Genomic DNA, 14,925 nt, shown 5'->3' with positions numbered 1-14,925 from the left:
CTTTTCATTGATCAGTAATAGATATGTCATAGCTGCGGTCAGCGATGCTCCGGTTTTATTTGAGTATATTCGCTAAGCTGTGTGCGCAAACAACATACACCTCTGTGAAGTCGTACTTTGCGCTTGTAAGCAAATAATTATAGGGTATGAGCAGGCGACCGGCGATATTCGATTGGATTAAAAACGCATATCGTGACTACTGATAAGACCGTGAAGGCAAAACCAACGCTCACTTTCTGGGAAATATGGAATATGAGCTTCGGATTTTTAGGAATCCAGTTTGGATTTGCATTGCAGAATGCTAACGTAAGTCGCATATTCGAGACCTTAGGTGCGGATGTTGAGGACATACCCATCCTCTGGGTTGCGGCCCCTCTGACCGGCTTGATCGTACAACCCATCATCGGTTATTTTAGTGACAGAACCTGGAACCGCCTTGGCAGAAGAAGGCCCTATTTCCTGGTTGGAGCCATACTGGCATCCCTGGCCTTATTCATCATGCCAAATTCTCCGGCACTCTGGGCGGCTGCAGGTATGTTATGGATCATGGATGCTTCCATCAATATTTCCATGGAGCCGTTCCGGGCGTTTGTTGGTGACAACCTGCCTTCCCATCAGCGTACGACCGGATTTGCCATGCAGAGTTTTTTTATAGGTATCGGGGCCGTGGTAGCATCTGCAATGCCCTACATGCTGACAAATTGGTTTGGGGTATCGAATACAGCAGCGGAAGGAATCGTACCGGACTCTGTCAAACTCTCTTTTTATTTAGGCGGGAGTATTTTCCTGCTGGCCGTATTGTGGACTGTTTTCCGTTCCAGTGAATACCCGCCCGAAGAGCTGGAAGCTTTCGAGCGAGCTGAAAGCAAAGAGGTTTACCATAAGGAAACGACAACCGCATCATCCTATTCAGCGAATGGGGCAAGGCAAATACGCAATGGTGCCATTGTCTTTACAGCAGGCGCCCTGCTGTGGTGGCTTTTAAGCAAGCTGCATGTTGAAAAGGAGGTATTTGTCCTGTCAGGCGGTATGCTGGTGCTGGGATTGTTGTTATTGGCATCAGGTCAGTTACAGCGTTCGGGCCGGTACCAAAATGGATTCGTGACCATCATTAATGACTTTCATGACATGCCTGCGACCATGAAACAATTGGCCTGGGTACAATTCTTTTCATGGTTTGCTTTATTTGCCTTGTGGATCTATACCACCTCCGCAGTGACCAGCCACATTTTTGGCGCGACCGATAAAGCCTCGGAATTGTACAACCAGGGAGCGAATTGGGTTGGAATTTGCTTTGCGGTTTACAATGGGATCGCAGCCATCGTTGCCTTTTTGTTGCCCGTATTAGCGAAGCGCACCAGCCGCAAAATGGCTCACGCCATCTGTTTGGTGATCGGAGCCATTGGATTATTGTCCATCCTGGTGATTCACGATTACAGGCTGCTACTCGCTTCCATGGTTGGTATCGGTATTGCCTGGGCAAGTATCCTTTCCATGCCCTATGCTATTCTAACCGGGGCACTTCCTGCCGGTAAAATGGGCTATTATATGGGTGTTTTCAATTTTTTTATTGTGATACCACAAATCATTGCTGCTTCAATCCTGGGATATTTGTTGACTCAGTTTTTTCATGGAGAAGCGATCAATGCCATGTTATTGGGAGGGATTTCATTCCTGATCGCTGCCATTCTGGTGTTAAGGGTACATGATCACAACTGATCTTTTCTGCAAAATAGGGTAGGAAATTAAGGTACTCCTTGCCAGTCACCGAACAAATGCCAAACTGGTATTGTCTTTAATGTGTTTCTTATTTATTACTACGCATATACACCGTGGTAAGAATTATTATTGAAACACTAAAAGACGCAGTTATGAAAAAGATCGTTGGTTTATTTATGGTATTGGCATTGATTTTTGCTTGCAATTCAAAACAAAAAGACGATGCAAAGGATGTAGGTGAGGCGGTTCAGGACCTGACCGAACAAATGGCATCCGATGTGAAACAACAATGGAATGACATCAAATCATCCCTTGAATCCTATCAGGGTAAGATCGATGACAGGATCAAAGAAATAGATGATCAGTTGGCAGATGCCAGTGGTGATGCGAAAACAACGCTTGAAAAAAAGAAGCGTGATTTGGTCAGCTGGAAAAATAAAATCCAGGACAAATTAAAAATGCAACAGGACGATGCTGCTAAACACTGGGACGTCTTTAAGCGGGAGACCAAAGAATATTTTGCGGAATTGGATAAAGCTTTGCGGGACGATTCCTGACCGATCAGGAAGCTTGAGGTTCCTCGTTGTTAAGGGTCTTTAGCAATTCGTCATTCATTGAAAGCAACTTTTGTGCAAGCCACAAAAGTTGCTTTGTTTCCTGATACCCCAGACTTTGTGTTACACCTTCTTCGCCCTGTGCAAGATCGATCATGGCCTGCAGGCCTTCCAGGGCGAGTTTTGTACTTTCGTGGATTTCCTGCATGTCTTTAATGGCAAATGTCTTCATGGCAGGCTTCTCCAATTTATTGACCCGCAGATCGATCAGGATCAGGGCATCCAGCCCGATACCAAAATATTGAGCCAGTTGTAATAATCGCTGGTGATTTGGTTCAGAAAGCCCTGATTCATATGCCGTCACCAAACTCCTCTTCCATCCCAGTAGAGCTGCCAGGGAGTCCTGGCTCAAGGTGGCTTTCTTCCGCAGAAAGCGGAGATTCTCTTTGAAAAATGTAACAGGTTCTTCCATCTCCATAATAAGCAAGATAATGCTAATCATGCATTGTCAAATGTTAATTCATACAGGTCCGGTTAACAGGTTGAAATTTGTTTAAAAAATAGACGTTTATTTAATAAATGTTAAATTTGTAGACATTTTGGGTGCAAGACCGAACAATGCAGTTGCAGAGTAGTGTCCTTTAGTCAAACAAAAGGAGTTTAGAATTGAGGTCTATGGCGACAACTTTACTGGGTAAGAACTTAAAAACATTACGACAATTAAAGCATATTAACCAGGAAAAACTGGCTAAGGCAGTAGGAGTGACCCGAACCCGCATTGCATCCTATGAAACCCAGAACATCGAACCCAAATTGGTACTGCTAGCTAAAATCGCTGCTTACTTTTCCATTTCTATCGATGTACTGGTTACTGTGCCGGTTACCAGAGATAATTATGACTCCTTGAAAACCAGGTACCAATCTGGAACTCAACCGAAGGTATCGGGACCTTTGCCTTTGGTCCAGCTGCCGAAACTGACTTCGGGAGTGCTTAATACTTTTGTCAGCCGTTACCGTCAGATTGAGAAGGCATTCGAAGGAGTATTGGCACTTCATGCCCTGCAACAGCAGGATGCTTCCATTGACCTGACCAGCAAACAGCTGGTGTTTATCATCAGACAATTGCTGCATCAAAATGCATTATTGATCGCGGAAATAAATCGTGTAAATTCTACACAAAAGACAAATAAATAAACAAAATTGTAGAATAACACAACATTTTTGATCGTGGTTCTGTTCTAAAATAGAACTTCAATCAAAATGTAATGAACAATTCGCAATTTGAAATCGCTTACAAATCCTGCTATGAAAGGCTTTTGTATCAGGCGCACCGGTATACCGGAGATGCCGATGATGCGAAGGATCTTTTGCAAAATGCATCCTTGCATGCTTATGAGCACCGCTCCTCGCTACTGGATTCCGACCGGTTCTATCCCTGGATGTTGCGGGTGTTGCATCATACTTATCTGAATGCATTTCGCAAAGAAACCCGGCGCCGGAACCTGCTTGTCAAAAATGGAAATAGCGAGGCTTTTTTCTACAATCAGGACAGACGGCAAAATGATGGTTACTGGAGCCTTGTCGTCGAAGATATTCAGAAAATGGCACGGGTGTTCGGTGAACGCAGCTATGAAGCATTTGCATTGTTTGTGGATGGCTACACCTATATTGAAATAGCCACCATGCTCAATATTGCAATGGGAACCGTAAAAAGTCGCATTAATTTTTTAAGAAATAAATTCAAAATTAATAGCGTATATCCGCTCTATCCTGCTGTTAATTGAATAAATAAGATACTATCTGCCGAACAAAATACTTCCCTTGTATTGTCTTAATATCGATTTGTTTAACCTTTTAAAATTATCGTTATGTTACGCGCAGCAATTTGGTTGTTTATTATTGCAATTATCGCTGGTTTATTTGGCTTTTCAGGTATAGCTGTGGCCTCTGCAGGTATTGCAAAAATCGTGTTTTACATTTTTCTCGTATTAGCTGTTATCTCAATTCTGGCTCATCTGGTTACCGGAAGGGCACCGAGACTATAGCTTGATTCAATTAAATAATCAAAAATAATTGATCACCTAAAAATCACGCAATGAATATCGATGCAATAAAATTGAAAATAGAAGGTAACTGGGATTCACTGAAGGGAAAACTCAAAGAAAAGTACGGTGAATTGACCGATGACGATTTAGTTAAAACAAAAGGAAAAACCGATCAGCTCGTTGGTCTCCTGGAGAAAAAATTGGGCAAATCAAAGGATGCCATAAGCCGTGAGCTAAACGATCTGCTTAATTAATTCGGCAGGAATCATTGCACTTACTATGAAAGAAGCATCCGGTACTTACCGGGTGCTTTTTTATTATTCAAAAAGCTTACCCTGGTTTTGGGTAGGTGGCACCACTTTCAGATGGCGATAGGCTTTTTCGGTCGCTTCTCTTCCACGGGGTGTGCGCTGGATGAATCCTTCCATGATCAGGAAAGGTTCGTGCACTTCCTCGATGGTGCCAGGTTCTTCACCTACTGCTGTGGCAATGGTGGTCAGTCCCACAGGTCCACCCTTGAATTTATGGATGATAGCACCCAGAATCCGGTTATCCATTTCGTCAAGGCCATGGATATCTACATTCAACGCCTCGAGTCCAAACGAAGCAATGCCCTGATCAATGTGGCCATCACCCTTGATCTGGGCGAAGTCCCGGATGCGTCTGAGCAAAGCATTCGCGATACGGGGTGTGCCGCGGCTTCTTCTTGCTATCTCATATGCCCCCTTATCATCGATAGGTACCTGCAGGATATTGGCTGAGCGCTTGATGATCCCAGCCAGAACATCGCTGTTGTAGTAATCCAGATGGAATGTAATGCCAAACCGTGCACGCATGGGCGGAGTAAGCAAGCCTACCCGCGTGGTGGCGCCGACCAGGGTAAACGGTGCAAGACCGATCTGGACACTGCGTGCATTGGGTCCGCTGTCGATCAATATATCGATCCGGTAGTCTTCCATGGCGGAATACAGGTACTCTTCCACGACATTGTTCAAGCGGTGTATTTCATCGATGAAAAGCACGTCTCCCTCCTGGAGATTGGTCAGCAGGCCGGCGAGGTCGCCTGGCTTTTCAATAACGGGGCCGGAAGTCATCCTTAAGTTCTTATCCAGCTCGTTGGCAATGATATGCGCCAGGGTCGTTTTGCCCAGTCCGGGAGGGCCATGCAAAAGTACATGATCCAGTGCCTCTCCCCGTTGACGCGCTGCCTGAATGAATATTTTCAGGTTTTCAACGATCTTTAACTGCCCATGGAATTCCTGAAGATCCTTGGGCCGTAGTGCCTTTTCAATGATCTGGTCTTCCGGTGGACCTCCACTTCCCTGAGGGTTTAAATATGGATTATGCATAGATGAAGCATTGCCAGACAAAGATGGAAAATTTTGATAAGTTACCCGGTCCCAATGCCTTGGTGAAGCTCTAATTTCATACCTTTGCCCCGATTTTTCTGAACAATTTACAAATTAATATAAAAGATAATATCAATGAGTGGATCTAAGGTTACAATTAAGGATGGAGCACTTCAGGTTCCAAATAATCCGATTATTCCTTTTATTGAAGGTGATGGCACCGGCCCGGATATTTGGTATGCATCGCAAATGGTCTTTGATGCTGCTGTAGAGAAAGCCTATGGAGGCCAACGCAAAATCCATTGGATTGAAGTCCTTGCTGGCGAGAAGGCATTCGAGAAGACTGGTAGCTGGCTACCCCAGGAGACTTTAGACACCATTGAAGAATATCTGATTGCAATTAAAGGTCCATTGACTACTCCGGTCGGCGGTGGTATTCGCTCACTGAATGTGGCTCTACGGCAAAAATTGGACTTGTATGCCTGTGTTCGCCCGGTCAGGTGGTTTGAAGGCGTGCCCAGCCCGGTTGTCTATCCTGAGAAAGTGAATATGACGATCTATCGGGAAAACACGGAGGATATTTATGCCGGTATTGAATACCTGAACGGGACGCCGGAATGTGATAAAGTCAAAAGTTTCCTCATCAATGAGATGGGTGTAAAACAGATCCGCTTCCCGAATTCAGTTTCTCTCGGTATCAAACCAGTCTCTGTGGAAGGAACCGAACGGCTGGTTCGTGCCGCCATTGACTATGCCCTGGCTCAGGGTAAGAAATCGGTGACTTTGGTCCATAAGGGTAATATTATGAAATTTACGGAGGGCAAGTTCAAAGAATGGGGCTATGAGGTTGCTGAACGCGAATATGCAGATCAGGTGTTCACCTGGGCACAATATGACCGGATTGCAGAACAGGAAGGTAGTGCTGCCGCCAATGCAGCCCAGGATGCTGCAATGAAAAGCGGTAAACTGCTCATCAAAGACGTGATCGCTGACGCCTTCCTGCAACAAATCCTGCTGCGTCCGGCAGAATATGATGTCATTGCCACGCTGAATCTGAATGGGGATTATATTTCCGATGCATTGGCTGCCATGGTAGGTGGGATCGGAATTGCTCCCGGCGCCAATATTAACTACACCAATGGATCAGCCATATTCGAAGCGACTCACGGTACCGCTCCAAAATATGCCGGACTTGATAAGGTCAACCCGTCCTCGGTAATCCTTTCCGGGGTGATGATGTTCGAATACATGGGATGGCAGGAAGCTGCGGATCTGATCACCAGCGGGATGGAACGTGCCATCGGGAAAAAACATGTAACCTACGATTTCCACCGCTTGATGGAAGGAGCTACCTTATTGAAGTGTAGTGAATTCGGGCAGGAGATCGTAAACAATATGTAAGCCAGGCGACATCAGGTTTCACTGTATTCATGAGTTCTTAAAATTGCTGACATAGATCAGGTGAACGTTCATTTACCTCTACGAGGGCAGGAAGGAATGACCATGATCATTGGCAGCTGTGATGGTCACACTCTGATATCCGGGTGTGGTTAATTTTATTTGTAAAAAAGCAAGGTTATGAAAGAGTATACCGTCGACATGCAGGATCTGCATGCCGAGCACTTAAGCTGGAAAAATGATTTGGAATTCTATCTTGACGATTTGGCGGTTTTGACCCATCGGCTGGAGGAAATAGCTACCGGGAACCATGATTCGGAAGCCATGCGTTGGGTAGAACATTTCCAGAATCAGTTTATCCGGCAGCGTGAAGTGAATGATGAAATAAGACATCAGATTAATGTCCACGAAGATTTACTGGTAAGTATTGCCAGGAATGGTGCCGTGGAGCATAAGCCGATCGGCGACCACAGAAGTATGCGCACAGCCATGGATACCTACAAACAGATGTTCAGGGATCTGAAAAGTGAGTTCATGACTTTTGTGGTGAAAAACAGATAACCGTAAAAGAAAAACCGGATGAATGTAAATTCACCCGGTCCTTTCTTCTTAGCCTTTGATATGTTGAAAAACGTTCTTACGCGGAGAAGGAAGTCCCACATCCGCAAGTATCTTTTGCATTGGGGTTGTTAAATGAGAAACCACGGTTATTCAGACCTTCCACCCAATCGATTTCCATGCCCAGCAGGTAGATCGCATGGGCCTTTTGCATGAAAACCCGCATTCCATTAATGAAGTAAATCTCATCATGTTCTTTGGGGTGGTCGAAGCCAAGCTGATAACTGAACCCAGAGCATCCGCCTCCTTTGACACCGACCCGTAATCCGTATTCATCGGTGATGTTTTGTTCAGACATGATCGCCCGAAGCTGCTTTACGGCACCATCAGTAAGCTGGATCGGATCTATTTGGGTATGCGTTTCAGGCATCTTATTTAGATTTTATACAAATATAAAGAAAACGCTAAATTTCCATTTTAACACATCCCTTAGTTCTTTAGTTCATTAACTTCGCTCCTTTAATCGCAAACCATGACCGATATGCTTGCAGGAGGCATCCATCTTGTCTACTTCCTGATTAAACTTACCGCCTTGTCCCTGGCTATTTTTTGGCTGGGGAGGTACTTCCTGAGACTCTTTTTCGGACTAAATCAATCCAGCAACCTTCGTTCAGCGAGGCAGCAACACAGTCCGCTTAAGCTACAGGCTTACGAACGGCTGGCATTATTTTGTGAACGGATCTCCATTCCACAATTGATATTTCGGCTCAACAGTCCAGGTATATCCGCACAGGACCTGGGAGCAGCAATCTTCATAAGTATCCAGAAGGAATTTGAGCACAATATGAGCCAGCAGATCTATGTGTCCCATAAGTTATGGCAGATCATCCGCCTCGCTAAAGATGACATTGCACATCTTGTAAATCAGGCTATGCAGGTAGCGGGAGATAAGGGTACGGGAGACCAGCTTATTCAGAAATTATTTGAGCTGGATCCTTTGCCGGATAAGAATCCATTATACAAAGCATTAGAGGCCATCAATCAGGAAGTACAACTCTATGTTTAACCGGAATTTTGCTCCAATCCGCTATTTAACGTTTGCACTTCTGGTATTGGTTGCCGGGTGTAAACCGGTCTATCACCTGGCACGGATTGAGAAAGAAAGCCAGTCGGTCCAACCCGGAAACATCGATCAGGAAATGGATGCGACCATCGCACCATATCGTGCACAGCTGACAGATGCCATGGAGACCGTCATCGGCCAGTGTACGAAAACCATGGTCAAAGAAAGGCCTGAATCGACCCTCAGCAACTGGTTTGGGGATGCTCTGGTAGCCATGGGAAATACGGCGAGCAGCAAGCCTGTGGATTTTGCAGTCCAGAATTTTGGAGGTATACGCATAAGCAACCTGACCGCCGGACCTGTCAAAGTGGGTACGATTTACGAATTGATGCCTTTTGATAATTATCTGGTGATCTTAACACTGGACAGTGCTGAACTGGTGCAGTTCATTAACCATATGGCTGCAACCGGTGGATGGCCTATCAGCAGGGGTATTCATTATGCTATCCGGGATGGTCATGCAGAGAATATTCTGTTTGAAGGAAAACCAATTGACGCCAGCCGGACGTACCGGGTTGCATTACCTGATTATGTAGCCAATGGAGGTGATAACTGTGATTTCCTGAAAGACAATCCCCAGGAACAAACCGGCTTATTAATCCGGGACGGTCTGATTGAGTATGTAAAGGCAGAAACAAAAAAAGGCCATGCGATCGAGGCTGTTAAAGACGGCCGGATAAAAATCATCAACCAATGATCAGGAGACAGTTTCTCAGACAATCCACCCTGGCTACCGGAGGGCTGCTCTGGGGAAATTCACTTTTAGCTGCCGTAGGCCAACCAGAGATTACGAAGCTCACTCTATTGCATACCAATGATGTTCATAGCCGCATTGATCCTTTTCCGATGGATGGAAGCCGGAATCAGGGTCAGGGAGGAGCGGCCCGCCGTGCTGCAATGATCGCAGCAGTTCGGGCAGCAGAGCCTAATGTATTGTTGGTTGATGCAGGTGATATTTTTCAGGGGACCCCTTACTTTAATTTCTTCAAGGGAGAGCTGGAGATGCAGTTGATGTCCGATATGGGATACGATGCCGGCACCATTGGAAATCATGATTTTGATGCCGGAGTTGACGGTCTCGCAAAACAGATGCCCCATGCGAACTTTCCATTGCTGATAGCCAATTACGATTTTCGCAATACGCCCATGCAGGATCTGGTCAGTCCCTACAAGGTATTCGTCCGTGATGAAGTACGCATTGGCATTTTTGGTTTGGGGATTGAATTAAGCGGATTGGTACCGGATAAACTTTTCGGAGAGACGAAGTACCTTGATCCTGTTCAGGAAGGCAACCGGATGGCCAGGCTACTCGTTCACGAAGAAAAATGTGATCTGGTGATCTGTCTTTCCCATTTAGGATACCGGTACAAGGAAGAGAAGGTATCTGACCAGATACTGGCCGATCAAAGTGAAAATATTGACATCATCATCGGAGGTCATACCCACACGTTTATGGATAAACCGGAAACACGAAATAACAGCGTTGGTAAACCGGTGATAATCAATCAAGTCGGATGGGCCGGGCTGATTCTCGGCAGGCTGGATATCTACCTGGAAAAGAACAAACGTAAACATTGTGTGACCTGTAGCAACTTACAAGTTGCCTGATCGCTTTCCACTTCCTTTAATTTTACTTACCTTGCGGCCCCACCAAAAAACCGAAGGTGAATCATGGGGGTGGCAGTAGCTAAAATACTGATATTCTGATCTTTATAAAAATTGGCAAATTATATAAAAGATTGCCTGATTTGATCCTGATATATCAAAAAAAATTGCAATCTTTGTTACACTCTGTCTAATGTTGGACGCTACGAAGACAGAGATAGAACCTGACAATTCGATGCTGCTCCCGGGATCGTGAAGAAAGAGTTAGTAAGAGGATTTATAACTGAGAATGGTGACAAAGGACCGTACAACAGTCTGGGAAAATTGTCTGCAACAGATCCGCGAAAACGTTTCCATGCAGAGTTTCAAGACCTGGTTTGAACCAATCAAACCGGTACGGCTTGATAATGACATCTTAACCATCCAGGTCCCCAATCAATTCTTTTACGAATGGCTGGAAGAACATTACCTGGGTCTCCTGAAAAAAACCATTAAGTCTGAATTAGGTGATAAAGGTCGGCTCGAATATCAGATTCTCCTGGATCAGCAAGCCAGTGAATCCCAACGTGGCAACTGGATCAATGAGGATGTGGAGATGATCAATGCAAATCAAATCCAGAACCCTTTTGTCATTCCGGGCATCAAGAAGATGCGGGTAGATCCACAGTTAAATTCGTGGTATACCTTCGACACCTTTGTGGAGGGAGATTGCAACAGGCTGGCTCGCAGTGCCGGTATCGCCGTTGCAGACCGGCCCGGAGCTACTGCCTTTAATCCGCTGGTGATCTTTGGTGATGTCGGGCTGGGCAAAACACACCTGGCTCACGCTATCGGTAATGCCATCGTTCAGAATGGTTCTAACAAAACCGTGCTTTATGTAAGCATCGAAAAATTTTCGAACCAGATCATTCAAGCCATCAAGAACAATTCCATCAACGATCTGATCAACTTCTATCAGTTGGTAGATGTACTGATTGTGGATGACATTCAGTTTCTTGCCAACCGGACCAAAACCCAGGAGATCTTCTTCCATATCTTTAATCAGCTCCACCAGAGCCAGAAACAAATCGTGCTCACTTCAGACCGGCCTCCCAAGGATCTTGACGGCCTGGAAGAACGCCTGATATCCCGGTTTAAGTGGGGACTCAACGCCGATCTCCAGATCCCGGATCTTGAAACCCGCATCGCAATACTCCATAAGAAAGCTGAAAAGGAGAGAACCAGTATACCGGAAAAGGTGCTCGAGTACATCTGCTATCACGTCAACAGCAACATCCGCGAATTGGAAGGTGTATTGATCAGTCTGGTTGCACAGGCATCGCTTAACAACAAGAAGATCACCGTCGAACTCGCTAAGGAGGTAATCCAGAATTTTGTTCAGCGCCAGCATAAGGAGATTAACGTTGCCAACATTCAGAATATCGTAGCCGAACACTTTGGTTTGCCGGTTGCACGGATTAGTAGCAAGACTCGTAAGCGGGAAGTGGTAATGGCCAGGCAGGTAGCTATGTACCTGGCTAAAAATCTGACCGATGAACCTCTTAAAGCCATCGGTGAAGAATTTGGCGGCCGCGACCACAGTACTGTAATCTATGCCATAAAGGCGGTACAGGATTTGCTGGATACCGACCAGGAGTTTCGCAACTCGATGCAGTCTCTCGAGAAAAAAATTAAAATGACATTGGCCTACTGATATTTTGGGCAATAACTTATCTTTGCCAACCCACAATTCAGACAAACACCCGGTGGAGTGGGTGAGTGGCTGAAACCAACGGTTTGCTAAACCGTCGTACTTCGAAAGGGGTACCGCGGGTTCGAATCCCGCCTCCACCGCAATACCTTTTCTGTCCCGCCATAGGCGGGACTTTTTTATTTCCGGCAGGCAGGCCAAGCTATGCTTGAAGCCTGGATGAAGGAAATAAAAAACCATAGCGCCAGCGATGGACAGAAAAGGTATAGCAGGACACCCCATCACCGGGATCGACGAAGTCAATCCATCGAGGCAGGCAGGCCAAGCTATGCTTGAAGCCTGGATGAAGGAAATAAAAAACCATAGCGCCAGCGATGGACAGAAAAGGTATAGCAGGACACCCCATCACCGGGATCGACGAAGTCAATCCATCGCGGCAGGCAGGCCAAGCTATGCTTGAAGCCTGGATGAAGGAAATAAAAAACCATAGCGCCAGCGATGGACAGAAAAGGTATAGCAGGACACCCCATCACCGGGATCGACGAAGTCAATCCATCGCGGCAGGCAGGCCAAGCTATGCTTGAAGCCTGGATGAAGGAAATAAAAAACCATAGCGCCAGCGATGGACAGAAAAGGTATAGCAGGACACCCCATCACCGGGATCGACGAAGTCAATCCATCGCGGCAGGCAGGCCAAGCTATGCTTGAAGCCTGGATGAAGGAAATAAAAAACCATAGCGCCAGCGATGGACAGAAAAGGTATAGCAGGACACCCCATCACCGGGATCGACGAAGTCAATCCATCATGGCAGGCAGGCCAAGCTTTGCTTGAAGCCTGGATGAAGGAAATAAAAAACAATTTCGCCAGCGATGGACAGAAAAGGTATAGCAGGACACCCCATCACCGGGATCGACGAAGTCAATCCATCGCGGCAGGCAGGCCAAGCTATGCTTGAAGCCTGGATGAAGGAAATAAAAAACCATTGAGCCAGCGATGGAAAGAAAAGGTATAGCAGGACACCCCATCATCGGGATCGACGAAGTCAAGGCTTAATTTGCTTACCCACTTTGTTCATCTGTAGATTAATGGACTGAGAGCTCTGCCACCCAAGGAGTGGATTGTTGGAACCAGCTGGCTGATCATGCTACCTGGTGACTCATCACAAATTGTTCCCACTCGGCAAATGCAGCACCGCGCATCACTCGGGGGAATTTGTATTGACCGCCCAACTGTCCCTTTTGTCGCTGGAAATCCAGGAACAGCTGCGGAGGAATGATGATGATCTCGGGCTCCAGTAAGACATGACTCCGTTCGGTGCGATAATCATCATTGATCTCGCACATCTTTTTGTCCAGGACCTCGAGCGCCTTTTTGGGATCCATCATGGGTTCCATACCAATATACCAACGGTGAGCATGACGATTGCCGGATTGGATGGCACCGGCTGTGAATTCAGGAATATAGACATTGAAATCCTCTTCCAGTTTCTGGACCACCTGATTCATATTGTCCACCGAAACGTGTTCACCACAAACACTCAAAAAATGTTTGGTACGACCAGTAATGATGATCTCTGAACGAGCGACATCCGTAAAACGGACGGTATCTCCGATGAGGTACCTCCATGCTCCTCCGGAAGTGGATAACAACAAGGCATAATTCTCTCCTTCCACGACCTGGCCGATCGAATAGGCATGAGGCTGGCCGATCATGTTCCCTTCCGCATCAAAATTTGCATCGGTGTACGGGATGAACTCTAAAAATATCCCGTTGTTCAGGAGAAGCTTCATGGCATTGGTCTCCGGGCGGCTCTGAAACGCAATAAAACCTTCCGAAGCAAGATAACTGTCCATGTATATCAGTGGGCGGGCGAAGTATTTTTCCATACTCTTGCGATATGGCTCAAAGGCAACCCCTCCGTGCACGCATACCTCCAAATTGGGCCAGATGTCATGAATGGTATCAACCTTATGATAATGAATGATCCGGTCCATCATCAACTGTAACCACGAAGGAATCCCGACTAAAAACCCGATATCCCACTCCCTGGCATTTCTGGCGATACGATCGAGCCTCGAATCCCAGTCTGCCAATTGCGCGATCTCCATACCTGGTTTGTAATATGGTCGCAGCCATAAGGGCAATTTGTTGGCATTGATCCCACTGAGGTCCCCCGCAAAATAGCCGCTTCCGTTCTGCAGATCACTGCTCCCGCCCAGCATCATCATGGATCTGGTAAACAAAGCCGGATCCACATTAAACTGGGATAAGGCAAAAAACATACGTAAACCCCCTCTGCGCATGGACTTTTGGAGGTCATCGGTTATGGGGATGTATTTACTTGGAGCGCCTGATGTGCCGCTGGAAAGGGCAAAATATTTCACCTTTTCGGGCCAGGATACATTATCGATCTGCTTCAGACTCATGTGCCACCACCGGTTGTACATCTGATCATAGGTGTAGAGAGGAACAGTCTCCTGGTAACTTTTGATGATGTCCGGTGATCGCATCAGGTCGCGAAAACCGTAATATTTTCCGAATGTGGTGGATTGTGCTTTACGCAGCAGCCGGTAAAGGGTCTTCTTTTGGAAATGAATGGGAGAAACGTCTACCTGACGGGATTCAAAAGTCTCCCCAAGGGATAATCCTCGTTTGATTAAATTTCCAATGATTGGCGACATGAGCTATTTTATCCTGTACGATTGACCCGTTTCGATGGTATTTGGAGGACGAAATTTAGAAAAAAGTATGGATTAAGAAAATCCTCATTGGAGATAAGGACCGATCAGCGGTATTTATGATCCAATTTCTGGGGCCCAGACGTTGGCACTTTCACATTAAATGGCTGCTTGTGCCGGGCAAATTTTCCGTTCGATGCACTTC

At 46.1% G+C, this 14,925-nt stretch carries 19 protein-coding genes and 1 tRNA gene; 16 read left to right on the top strand and 4 right to left on the bottom strand.

Annotated elements, in window-relative coordinates; translation table 11 throughout:
• Nucleotides 1-252: 252 nt before the first annotated feature.
• Complete coding sequence (locus tag H6570_09595) at nt 253-1,719, top strand: MFS transporter (GenBank protein MCB9319524.1); 1,467 nt, start codon at nt 253-255, stop codon at nt 1,717-1,719.
• A 152-nt stretch (nt 1,720-1,871) separates the two neighbouring features.
• Entirely contained in the window at nt 1,872-2,276 is a 405-nt protein-coding gene (locus H6570_09590; protein MCB9319523.1) for a hypothetical protein, read from the top strand.
• Nucleotides 2,277-2,280: 4 nt separating this feature from the next.
• Here H6570_09590 and H6570_09585 read toward each other — a convergent pair whose 3' ends face one another.
• A complete protein-coding gene (locus H6570_09585; protein ID MCB9319522.1) occupies nt 2,281-2,775 on the bottom strand; it encodes a helix-turn-helix transcriptional regulator in 495 nt (164 codons plus the stop codon).
• Nucleotides 2,776-2,948: 173 nt separating this feature from the next.
• Between H6570_09585 and H6570_09580 the strand changes: the two genes are divergently transcribed.
• From H6570_09580 to H6570_09565, 4 genes are all read left to right on the top strand, one after another.
• Nucleotides 2,949-3,467 (top strand): helix-turn-helix transcriptional regulator, encoded by a 519-nt coding sequence (locus tag H6570_09580; protein ID MCB9319521.1) that lies wholly within the window; start codon nt 2,949-2,951, stop codon nt 3,465-3,467.
• 71 nt (nt 3,468-3,538) lie between these two features.
• A complete protein-coding gene (locus H6570_09575) occupies nt 3,539-4,057 on the top strand; it encodes a sigma-70 family RNA polymerase sigma factor (protein MCB9319520.1) in 519 nt (172 codons plus the stop codon).
• Between the two features lie 84 nt (nt 4,058-4,141).
• Nucleotides 4,142-4,318, top strand: a complete 177-nt coding sequence (locus H6570_09570) for a DUF1328 domain-containing protein (GenBank protein ID MCB9319519.1) — start codon at nt 4,142-4,144, stop codon at nt 4,316-4,318.
• 50 nt (nt 4,319-4,368) lie between these two features.
• Complete coding sequence (locus tag H6570_09565) at nt 4,369-4,572, top strand: CsbD family protein (protein MCB9319518.1); 204 nt, start codon at nt 4,369-4,371, stop codon at nt 4,570-4,572.
• A gap of 63 nt (nt 4,573-4,635) precedes the next feature.
• On the opposite strand, the gene ruvB is transcribed toward H6570_09565, so the two are convergent.
• The gene (ruvB, locus tag H6570_09560) at nt 4,636-5,667 is read right to left on the bottom strand and encodes a Holliday junction branch migration DNA helicase RuvB (GenBank protein ID MCB9319517.1); all 1,032 of its coding nucleotides are present in this window, start codon (nt 5,665-5,667) and stop codon (nt 4,636-4,638) included.
• 135 nt (nt 5,668-5,802) lie between these two features.
• Between ruvB and icd the strand changes: the two genes are divergently transcribed.
• Together icd and H6570_09550 are read left to right on the top strand one after the other, a co-directional pair.
• A complete protein-coding gene (icd, locus tag H6570_09555) occupies nt 5,803-7,068 on the top strand; it encodes an NADP-dependent isocitrate dehydrogenase (GenBank protein ID MCB9319516.1) in 1,266 nt (421 codons plus the stop codon).
• A 177-nt stretch (nt 7,069-7,245) separates the two neighbouring features.
• Nucleotides 7,246-7,626, top strand: a complete 381-nt coding sequence (locus H6570_09550; GenBank protein ID MCB9319515.1) for a hypothetical protein — start codon at nt 7,246-7,248, stop codon at nt 7,624-7,626.
• 76 nt (nt 7,627-7,702) lie between these two features.
• On the opposite strand, the gene H6570_09545 is transcribed toward H6570_09550, so the two are convergent.
• A complete protein-coding gene (locus H6570_09545) occupies nt 7,703-8,053 on the bottom strand; it encodes an iron-sulfur cluster assembly accessory protein (protein MCB9319514.1) in 351 nt (116 codons plus the stop codon).
• Between the two features lie 102 nt (nt 8,054-8,155).
• Here H6570_09545 and H6570_09540 point away from each other — a divergent pair, with 102 nt between their 5' ends.
• The 8 genes from H6570_09540 (at nt 8,156) to H6570_09505 (ending at nt 12,997) form a co-directional block, all read left to right on the top strand.
• Complete coding sequence (locus H6570_09540) at nt 8,156-8,689, top strand: hypothetical protein (GenBank protein MCB9319513.1); 534 nt, start codon at nt 8,156-8,158, stop codon at nt 8,687-8,689.
• On the top strand, nt 8,682-9,443 hold the full coding sequence (locus tag H6570_09535) for a 5'-nucleotidase C-terminal domain-containing protein (GenBank protein ID MCB9319512.1): 762 nt from the start codon (nt 8,682-8,684) through the stop codon (nt 9,441-9,443). Before H6570_09540 ends, H6570_09535 begins: the two co-directional genes overlap by 8 nt.
• The gene (locus H6570_09530; protein MCB9319511.1) at nt 9,440-10,354 is read left to right on the top strand and encodes a metallophosphatase; all 915 of its coding nucleotides are present in this window, start codon (nt 9,440-9,442) and stop codon (nt 10,352-10,354) included. The genes H6570_09535 and H6570_09530 overlap by 4 nt, the downstream gene beginning before the upstream one ends.
• A gap of 289 nt (nt 10,355-10,643) precedes the next feature.
• Complete coding sequence (gene dnaA / locus H6570_09525) at nt 10,644-12,044, top strand: chromosomal replication initiator protein DnaA (protein ID MCB9319510.1); 1,401 nt, start codon at nt 10,644-10,646, stop codon at nt 12,042-12,044.
• Nucleotides 12,045-12,095: 51 nt separating this feature from the next.
• Nucleotides 12,096-12,184, top strand: a tRNA-Ser gene (locus H6570_09520).
• A gap of 107 nt (nt 12,185-12,291) precedes the next feature.
• Nucleotides 12,292-12,501 carry a hypothetical protein gene (locus H6570_09515; GenBank protein ID MCB9319509.1) on the top strand — a complete coding sequence of 70 codons (210 nt, stop codon included), beginning with the start codon at nt 12,292-12,294 and terminating at the stop codon, nt 12,499-12,501.
• A 38-nt stretch (nt 12,502-12,539) separates the two neighbouring features.
• Nucleotides 12,540-12,749 (top strand): hypothetical protein, encoded by a 210-nt coding sequence (locus tag H6570_09510; protein ID MCB9319508.1) that lies wholly within the window; start codon nt 12,540-12,542, stop codon nt 12,747-12,749.
• A 38-nt stretch (nt 12,750-12,787) separates the two neighbouring features.
• Nucleotides 12,788-12,997, top strand: a complete 210-nt coding sequence (locus H6570_09505) for a hypothetical protein (protein ID MCB9319507.1) — start codon at nt 12,788-12,790, stop codon at nt 12,995-12,997.
• A 184-nt stretch (nt 12,998-13,181) separates the two neighbouring features.
• On the opposite strand, the gene H6570_09500 is transcribed toward H6570_09505, so the two are convergent.
• The gene (locus tag H6570_09500) at nt 13,182-14,723 is read right to left on the bottom strand and encodes a GH3 auxin-responsive promoter family protein (GenBank protein MCB9319506.1); all 1,542 of its coding nucleotides are present in this window, start codon (nt 14,721-14,723) and stop codon (nt 13,182-13,184) included.
• Between the last annotated feature and the right edge of the window lie 202 nt (nt 14,724-14,925).

It is taken from the genome of Lewinellaceae bacterium, from assembly GCA_020636135.1.
Classification (GTDB): domain Bacteria; phylum Bacteroidota; class Bacteroidia; order Chitinophagales; family Saprospiraceae; genus JAGQXC01.
The sequence above is the reverse complement of the archived record's forward strand: the minus strand, read 5'-3'. Positions and strand labels throughout refer to the sequence as shown.